Raw genomic sequence first — 8,086 nt, 5'->3', positions numbered from 1 at the left:
ATTTTTTATTATTCTCTCTTTTATTTCTCTTTTCATTAACCCGCACCACCTTTTCAAACCATTTGATTCCATAAGCCCCATTTTTAAATCAGTGGGGCTTACAGAGTTAAATTCAATACAAGGAGAAGACGATGGCTCAGTTAGAAGATTTAAAAGCGCATGAAAAATACAATTTGTTGTTGTGCATGGTTTCAGGTGCGTATAAAGGGACTATTCCAGGAAATGAGGATTTTAAAGAGTTGTGCGATGAATGCACTTTGAGTTATTTCCGCTCACGAAGAGACAAAGCGGCTCAGCACAAGCATTTTGAGCTCATGCGTAAAGCGGATTACATCATTGGTATTGTGAATGAGGATTCAACGACTAGAGGGGCTGAAGTCCAACGGAGCGTTTTTGCCCTAAAATTGACCATGACACTATCGGGACTGATGAAGAGGGAGCGCTAAAGGTTGAGGGCGTTTGCACTCAAAAAGGGAGCCAAGAATACGAAGAATTGGTCAATAAAAACACTTGGCATTTCACGCACAGCACAAGACTTGGACAACCAAAATTGATTGAGCGAAAAAATGAAGGGTTATGGGTTTTTACCCATAAACCCATTCATTATTAAGAAAGGATTTTAATGGAATTATTGACTTTAGACGGCGTGATTGAAAAAGGCGTGTTTGAAATCCCCAGCTATCAAAGGGGGTATGCATGGCAGAAAAGGCAATGGAAGGATTTTTGGAACGATTTAGAGCATGTCTCTAAACTGGGAGATAAATTCCATTACATGCACAGCTTAACCTTAAGAGGGTTTGAAAATGAGCTTGAAGATAGCACTTTTGAAATCATAGACGGCCAGCAACGATTGGCTACAAGCCTGATTTTACTAGGCCTTTTAGCCAAGATCACTAAACATAAAGACCCAAAGTATTATTCAATGAACCTCGAACCCATTCTGTCCTATAAGTATCATGGTTTAAATGAAGCTTTTGGGGTGATCATGGAAGAAGAAAAAGATTTAGAAAGGTTTCAAACTTCTTTTTACGCTAAAAATCTTATTGAGGCTTACGAATTTTTTCAAAAAAAATCAGCGATACGCCTATGGAAACGCTTGAAAGAATGTTTGATGCCCTCACTAAAAAAATGCTTTTTAGCGTGGTGGAATTGAACGATAACCGAATCGATCCCTTCAGCTCTTTTGAAACGATCAACAATCGTGGCAAGGATCTATCCACTTACACCAGGATTTATCACGATTTAAGATCCTTTGAAGATGATGATTTAGAGAGGTTTTTAAAGCATTTCGTGGCGTATTACTATGGCGAGAAAGGGGATTTTAAAAAGGTTATTGGAAATGGAGTTTAACGCTCATAAAAGATATACCCATAACACACCCTTTAGCGATGAATATGACAAAATAGACGAGTTGTTATTTTATCTTTCTTATTCTTCTAAAGTTTGGAATTTCTTGCACACGCTTGATGATGAAGAGCTTAGGATTGAAATCACGCCTAAAACGCGCATCTTGTTAGAAAAAATGCGGCGCTTAAACGCTTTGAGCGATAACGCTTTTCTGCCCTTATTGCTCTCTCTTTTAACCATACAGCTTGCTGTAAGAAGTGGCAGTGAACGGCATTACACCACCAAAGAATTAGAGGGCTTGTTAGAATATTTAGAGCGTTTCGGGTTCTTAGTCTATGGGGTTGATGGCAAGAATACGGCTAAAAATGAATGGATTGAATTGGCTTTTATGGTGTTCAAAGCGTATAGAGAAGGAGAAGGGAATATTACTATTGAAGATCTCCCGCCATTAGAAAAGCATTTTTTCAAGGGAGAGCATAGCGGTTTAGAATTGCTTGAAGAGAATATCCATTCCAAAAAGAATACTGAGAAGTGGTATAAGTGGGACAAAGCACTGAATTACTTGCTTTATGAATACGAGCTATACCATAACCCTGAAACGACTTTGAATTTTGATAGCAGTTTAGAAAGCATTGAGCATATTTTGCCTCAAAAACCCGATCAAGGCTACAACTCTAAAGAAAAAAGTTGGGCTAAAAACCCCCATATTGCGCATGCTTTAGGGAACTTGCTCTTAATTCCTAAAAACGCCAACAGCTCTTTAAGCAACAAACCTTTTGAGGAAAAAAGAAAAGAATACCTAAAAGGCTCTTATAGCGAAAAAGAAGTGGCTAAAAACGCTTCTTTTGGGGTTGCGCAAATCAAAGAAAGGAGCGAAAAATTATTAGACTTTTTAATCGCGCGTTATCGTATCGCTGAATTAGTGGGTGAAAGCGCCATTAAAGCTTTTAAAAACGCTCTTTTGAAAGACATTAAATGAAGCGGTTATTCAAAAAGGGCGTTTGAAACGCCCACCCCACAACAAGGAGGAACAAGCCATGCCAAAAAGATAAAGAACATTAAAAAACATTGAACGACCGATTATAGCGGGATTTAAAACAAATTTTTATTGAGGAGTATTTTATGGGTTTTCAAAATGAAAATAAATTAAAAGTAGGCGCGTCAGTCAAAGCCACGATCAACAACAAAGTGGTGGAGGCTAAAGTCATTAATATTGGGTTTAATCGTGTAACCTTAAGGAGTCAAAAAGACAACGAAGCCACATACGCTTTCAATAGCGAAAAATTCTTAAAATGGTTCAATAAAGTTCCATTGACCGAGCATATGAAACTTCACGCTGAAAACAAAAAAGCGGATATTTTAGATGGCGTTAAAGTGGTAACTAGCGGACCAAGTGTTAAGGACAGGACTTCAACTCCTAAAGAGCCTAAAGAAAGCAAATTCAAGTTGGACTTTGATTTTGATGATAAAACAACTTCTTCCTTTGCGGTTATGATGGAGGCTTATGCTAATGAGGAGCGTAAGAAAAGACTTGGTGTGTTATTCGCTCCGATGAGTTATGAGGGAAGAGGGTTTCAATTTAGTTTAATCGTTATTCACGCTCTGTCTTTTATGGCGGATTTAAAGCACCATAGCGACCTTGAGTGGAATACTATGATTGAAAATCGTAATGTTGAAGAGGCGTTCTTTGACACTTTTGATGATATGCTTATGGGTGATGTTACTTTATTCTGTAAAGTGATTGAAACTTATGCGAAAAAAATGACACGACCCGATGGTAGTGTTGGTGTTACTTTGGAAGAGTGGGCGAGATTTTTACCTAAAAATCAAAAAGAGGCGAAATTTGTAGCGCAACTCTTATGCGATGGCGGTATCAATAGGTATGATTTAACATGCGCAGGCTTAACTGCTAACTTACTCGCTGATAATCTTTGGTCTTATGGATTTAGAGATGAGGACTATGATGATGAGGGTAATGTGATTAAGGAGAGGGATATTATCACAGGCGAGGAGTTAAGTAAAGAGGCGGAGGCTGAAAATTTAGAAAACTAACCGCCCCCCCCCTTACTCTCTTGTGAGGGGGTCTCCTTTTTTATCTCTCTTTTATTCTTTTATTTTCTTTTTTCATTCCCTCCCTAATCTGTCCATTTAATTGGAACGGCTTCAATCTTAAAATCCCTCTTGCGCGTTATTTCGCATTCAAAAGGCGTTTTTCTTTAAAGTCCTGGTACTCTTTGATCGCGTAATTCACAAAGGGCTTGATCGCAATCCCGCCCCTAGAGGCAAAATCCCCATACACTTCCAAATACTTTGGCTCTAGCAGTTTGACTAAATCTAATAAAATCGTATTGATGCAGCTCTCATGGAAACTCCCATGGTTTCTGTAACTGAATAAATAGAGTTTTAAAGACTTGCTTTCTACCATTTTATCTTTAGGGATGTAGCGGATAAAAATCACGCCAAAATCCGGCTGAGAAGTGATCGGGCAAAGGCTTGTAAATTCCTTGCATTCTAGAGTGATTAAGGGGTCTAAATTGGGGTTTGGGTTAGGGAAAGCTTCTAGTAAATCGCTGTTGTATTCAAAAATATAGGGCGTTTTAGCGCCTAAGGATTTGAGGTTTGATTCAGGGGTCATTAATCTTCCTTGATTTAAGTTATAATAAGGCTATTTTAACCCATTTTTTAGGAAACTCATGAACCAACGCATAGAAATGATTACGGCTTTATTAGATGAAAAAAAGGCTTTTGATATTACGCACATTGATTTGTCTAAAACCCCCTATTTGGTAGAAGATGTCATTATCGCCACCACGCTAGCGAATAAGCATGCCCTTTCTTTATTAGACGCGCTAAAAAACACCCTTAAGCCGTTAGGCGAAGTCTTTTACCAGATAGATGAGTCTAATGAAGAGTGGATCATTTTGGATTTAGGGGATTTGATGATCCATCTTTTCACAGAAGAATGCCGTAAAAAATTTGATTTAGAAGGGTTTTTGAACGCTTATAAAAGAGGGCTTCCTTATCAAAACGCCTAAGAAACTCATCGCGCTTTTAGGGCCTAGCGGGAGCGGGAAAAGCGCTCTTTCTATTGAATTAGCCCAAGAATTAGACGCTGAAATCTTTTCTTTGGATTCTTTGAGTATTTATAAAGACATTAATATCGCTTCGGCTAAACCGAGCCTAAAAGAGCGAAAAAATATCAAGCATTACGCCCTAGATTACCTTAACATTGATGAAAAAAATAACGCCCCCCTTTTTAAAACCCTTTTAGAGGACGCCATGAGAGTATCCTCTAAAGAGATTTTACTCATTGTGGGAGGGAGCAGTTTTTACTTAAAATCCATTTTAGAAGGTTTGAGCGATACGCCAAAAATTAGCGGTGAGGAGGTTGTAAAAATAGAGCGAGAAATTGCCACTCTTTCTAACCCTTATATATTTTTAAAATCCATTGACCCTAACATGGCTTTTAAACTCCATCCAAACGACACTTACCGCATCCATAAGGCTTTAGAAATCTTTTATGCCACCCACACGCCCCCAAGCGAGTATTTTAAGGCTAACCCTAAAAAACCCTTTGAGCATGCTATCTCGTTATTCGCTCTGTCTATTGAAAAAAGCGTGCTCCATAATAACATCAAACAGCGCACCAAAAGCATGCTTGATTGCGGTCTTATTGAAGAAATCAAAGCCCTTTATACTCAATACCCTAAAGATTCGCAGCCTTTTAAAGCCATAGGCGTTAAAGAGAGCATTTTTTTTTTAGAAAAACGACTCACTTTAAAGGAGCTAGAAGAAGCGATTATCTCTAACACCATGAAATTAGCCAAGCGCCAAAACACTTTCAATAAAACCCAATTCCATAACCTTTATATGGGGGGCGTTGAAGAAGTTAGGCATGCGATTTTAAAACACTCAAAAAACGATACAAAAGAGCGATAAATGGATACGCAAAACTTACCGGATCAAATTATCCCTATTTTTATGAGTTTTGATAAGAATTACGCGCTAGGGGCAGGAGTTTGCCTTTATTCTTTACTCTCACATGCGAGCAGGCACACAAGCGCAATAGACTTTAGCCCCTTAAATCAAAATAACAAACTTTTAGGCGCTAACATCGTGTATAAAATCCATTGTTTGGTTAAAGGGGTTACTTTAGAGTAGCAAAACAAACTTTTAAAAACCCTTGAGCCTTTTAAAAAATTCGCTTCATTAGAGTTTATAGACATCAATTCGCTAAATCATTCCATAGAAAGCTATCTCAATGAGTCTTGCTCCAAGCGTTATGGCGGGCTTCTTGTTTTGTGCCGGCTTTTGCTCGCTTCGCTCTTCCCTAATTATTCTAAAATCATTTCCATAGATGTGGATACGGTGTTTTTAGGCGATGTTGCAAGCGCTTATTTTGCACTGGATAACGACCCCACTAAATTGCTTGGCATGGTGAGAGACACTTTTTCCCACCTTTCTTTTGAAGCCTTTTGTGATTTTATTGAGCGGGCATGCAAGAATTTTAAGATTGATCTTTCACGCTTTAGCCAAAACGAATTAAAACGCATCCATCAAGGCTTTAACATGGGCTTTTTGGTGGCGAATTTAGATTTGTGGCGCGAAAATGGGTTTAAAAAGATCGCTTTAGAGTTTTTGAAAACTAGGGGGAAAGACCTTTTCTACCCTAAGCAGTGTTTAATCAATATGGTGTTTTTAGAGCGCGTTTTAGAATTGCCTATTTATTATAATTGCTATTCTGATTCTTTCAAAGAGCACTACCCTAAAAATATCATCATGCTCCATTTCATCAAATACAAGCCCTGGCATTCTGTCAGTTCTTTAAACGGGCGTTTGATTTGCTATGAAGCTGAAGCGAGTTTTTGGCTCGCCAACCTTTTTTGCACCCCTTTTAAAAACGATTTTTTTAAAGAACGCCTTGAAATGGCTAAAGACCAACAAATGCAATCTTTTAAAACCCACATAAGATCAAAAACGATTAGGGATTATTTTTATTTTAGGATAAAAAATATTTTGAAAAAAGTTTTCAAACTTTCTTAAAGGACATTCATGGAAAAATTATTGAAGTTTTTAAAATTCTTTGCCAATAGCGTAACTTTAGATGAAAAATTTTTAATATTCCTTCTTTGCAACGCTCTTTCTAACGCTTACAAAAATAACGATTTGTTTTCTTTCTCTAAAGGCTTTTTAGGCGCTTTTTTAATCGGGTTTGTGGTGTATTATGGTTGCGCGCTAATCCCTAAAAAGTGCTTGCGGTATTCATTGGAATGGCTGTTTATAGGAAGCGGTATTATTTTTAGCGTGGCTGAAATTTTTACGCTCTTTATGTTTAAAATGCCTTTTTCCAAAGGCTTGATTGACACGCTTTTAGCCACAAACAGCTCTGAAACGATGGCGTTTATAAAAAGCTATAAAAATTATTTGCTTTACTACGCTTTTATTTTGATCGCTTTGTTGATTACGATTAAAATCATTCGCTTTAGAGCGCTTGTGCCTGGTGTGATAGCGGGCGTTTTAGGGCTTTCTGTCCTTACAATAGGGAGCGTTCGTAACGTTAAACCCCTTACAAATAACGACGCCATTTTAAAAAGATCACTCTTTTCTCTTTCTTTAGCTAGGGGGTTTTATTCCGCCTATTTGAGCTTAACCAATCGCCAACAAGCCATAAAATTTTATAGCTTTTTAAATAACCTTTATTTACCAAGCGATTATCTTTCCAGCACGGGCGATGTTAAAAATGTCGTCTTAGTCATCGGCGAAAGCGCGAGCAGAAATTTCATGCAACTCTATGGCTATAGCGTTCCTAATAACCCCTTATTGAGCCAACTCACCAACGAGAGAGAGAGAGAGAGTAACAACCTGTTCGTGTTTTCTGACACGATAAGTAAAGAAGCCCACACCTCTGATGTCTTTGAAAGCCTGCTCAATTACAGCAACGCCGAAACGAATAAGCCTTGGTATCATTACCACAACATGATAGATATTTTCAAGCGATCCCATTATGAAACTTTTTGGTTAGAAAAACAAATCGTCGATGAATGGGGGATCACACAAAATCTAGTCTCTAATCGTTCTAAAAACCGCTACTATATTTTGGGAAACTATGGTGCATACGATGAAGAGCTGGTGAAATTTTATTCTAAAAATGTCCAACCCCAATTAAAAAGCAAGAATTTTATCGTGTTCCATTTGATTGGCTCTCATTCTTGGTATGCCGATCGTTTCCCTAAAAGCTTTGCCAAATTCAAACCAAGCGATTTGTCTTTTTCTAATTTGCACGCAAGCAGCGATAGAGACAAACAAATCGTTGCCGATTATGTCAATTCGCTTTATTATAACGATGCTGTTTTGAATGGGATTTTTAACCTCTTTAAAGATAAAGACGCTATTGTGTTTTATTTGAGCGACCATGCACAAGATATTTTTGAAAGCGGCCCTACTTATGGGCATAGATGCTCTAAAGCGGGCTTAGAAATCCCTTTTATGATTTATATAAGCGATATTTTTAAAGAAAAACACCCCGAGAAAGTGAAGTTGATTAAAAACGCTTTAAACAAACCTTTCATGAGCGATGATTTAATCCATTCTCTTTTGCCTTTGGTGGGCATTCACACTAAAGATGAAATAGAGAGTAAAAACCTTTTTAGTCCACAATTTGACGCCCAAAGAAAAAGGGCTGTTTGTTATGGCAACATGGATTATGATAAGGTTGCAAAATAAGGCTCTGCTCTCATCA

At 37.8% G+C, this 8,086-nt stretch carries 5 protein-coding genes and 3 pseudogenes; 7 read left to right on the top strand and 1 reads right to left on the bottom strand.

Annotated features, from left to right (window positions below):
* Nucleotides 1–131: 131 nt before the first annotated feature.
* The 3 genes and pseudogenes from EAL04_RS07345 (at nucleotide 132) to EAL04_RS07335 (ending at nucleotide 3,399) form a co-directional block, all read left to right on the top strand.
* A pseudogene (locus EAL04_RS07345) lies at nucleotides 132–610 on the top strand (hypothetical protein).
* A gap of 12 nt (nucleotides 611–622) precedes the next feature.
* Nucleotides 623–2,326, top strand: a pseudogene (locus EAL04_RS07340) (DUF262 domain-containing protein).
* A gap of 143 nt (nucleotides 2,327–2,469) precedes the next feature.
* The gene (locus EAL04_RS07335) at nucleotides 2,470–3,399 is read left to right on the top strand and encodes a hypothetical protein (RefSeq protein WP_120974366.1); all 930 of its coding nucleotides are present in this window, start codon (nucleotides 2,470–2,472) and stop codon (nucleotides 3,397–3,399) included.
* Between the two features lie 136 nt (nucleotides 3,400–3,535).
* On the opposite strand, the gene queF is transcribed toward EAL04_RS07335, so the two are convergent.
* A complete protein-coding gene (gene queF, locus EAL04_RS07330) occupies nucleotides 3,536–3,982 on the bottom strand; it encodes a preQ(1) synthase (protein ID WP_000187324.1) in 447 nt (148 codons plus the stop codon).
* Nucleotides 3,983–4,040: 58 nt separating this feature from the next.
* Here queF and rsfS point away from each other — a divergent pair, with 58 nt between their 5' ends.
* The 4 genes and pseudogenes from rsfS to EAL04_RS07310 all read left to right on the top strand — a co-directional run bounded on the left by rsfS (nucleotide 4,041) and on the right by EAL04_RS07310 (nucleotide 8,070).
* Nucleotides 4,041–4,382 carry a ribosome silencing factor gene (gene rsfS / locus EAL04_RS07325; protein ID WP_001076137.1) on the top strand — a complete coding sequence of 114 codons (342 nt, stop codon included), beginning with the start codon at nucleotides 4,041–4,043 and terminating at the stop codon, nucleotides 4,380–4,382.
* A 7-nt stretch (nucleotides 4,383–4,389) separates the two neighbouring features.
* Nucleotides 4,390–5,286 (top strand): tRNA (adenosine(37)-N6)-dimethylallyltransferase MiaA, encoded by an 897-nt coding sequence (gene miaA, locus EAL04_RS07320; RefSeq protein WP_120974364.1) that lies wholly within the window; start codon nucleotides 4,390–4,392, stop codon nucleotides 5,284–5,286.
* Nucleotides 5,287–6,390: pseudogene (locus EAL04_RS07315) on the top strand (glycosyltransferase family 8 protein).
* A 9-nt stretch (nucleotides 6,391–6,399) separates the two neighbouring features.
* Nucleotides 6,400–8,070, top strand: coding sequence for a phosphoethanolamine transferase (locus tag EAL04_RS07310; RefSeq protein WP_120974362.1), 1,671 nt, complete (start codon nucleotides 6,400–6,402; stop codon nucleotides 8,068–8,070).
* Nucleotides 8,071–8,086: the final 16 nt, after the last annotated feature.

The organism is Helicobacter pylori (genome assembly GCF_003638305.1).
GTDB classification, from domain to species: domain Bacteria; phylum Campylobacterota; class Campylobacteria; order Campylobacterales; family Helicobacteraceae; genus Helicobacter; species Helicobacter pylori_DJ.
The sequence above is the reverse complement of the archived record's forward strand: the minus strand, read 5'-3'. Positions and strand labels throughout refer to the sequence as shown.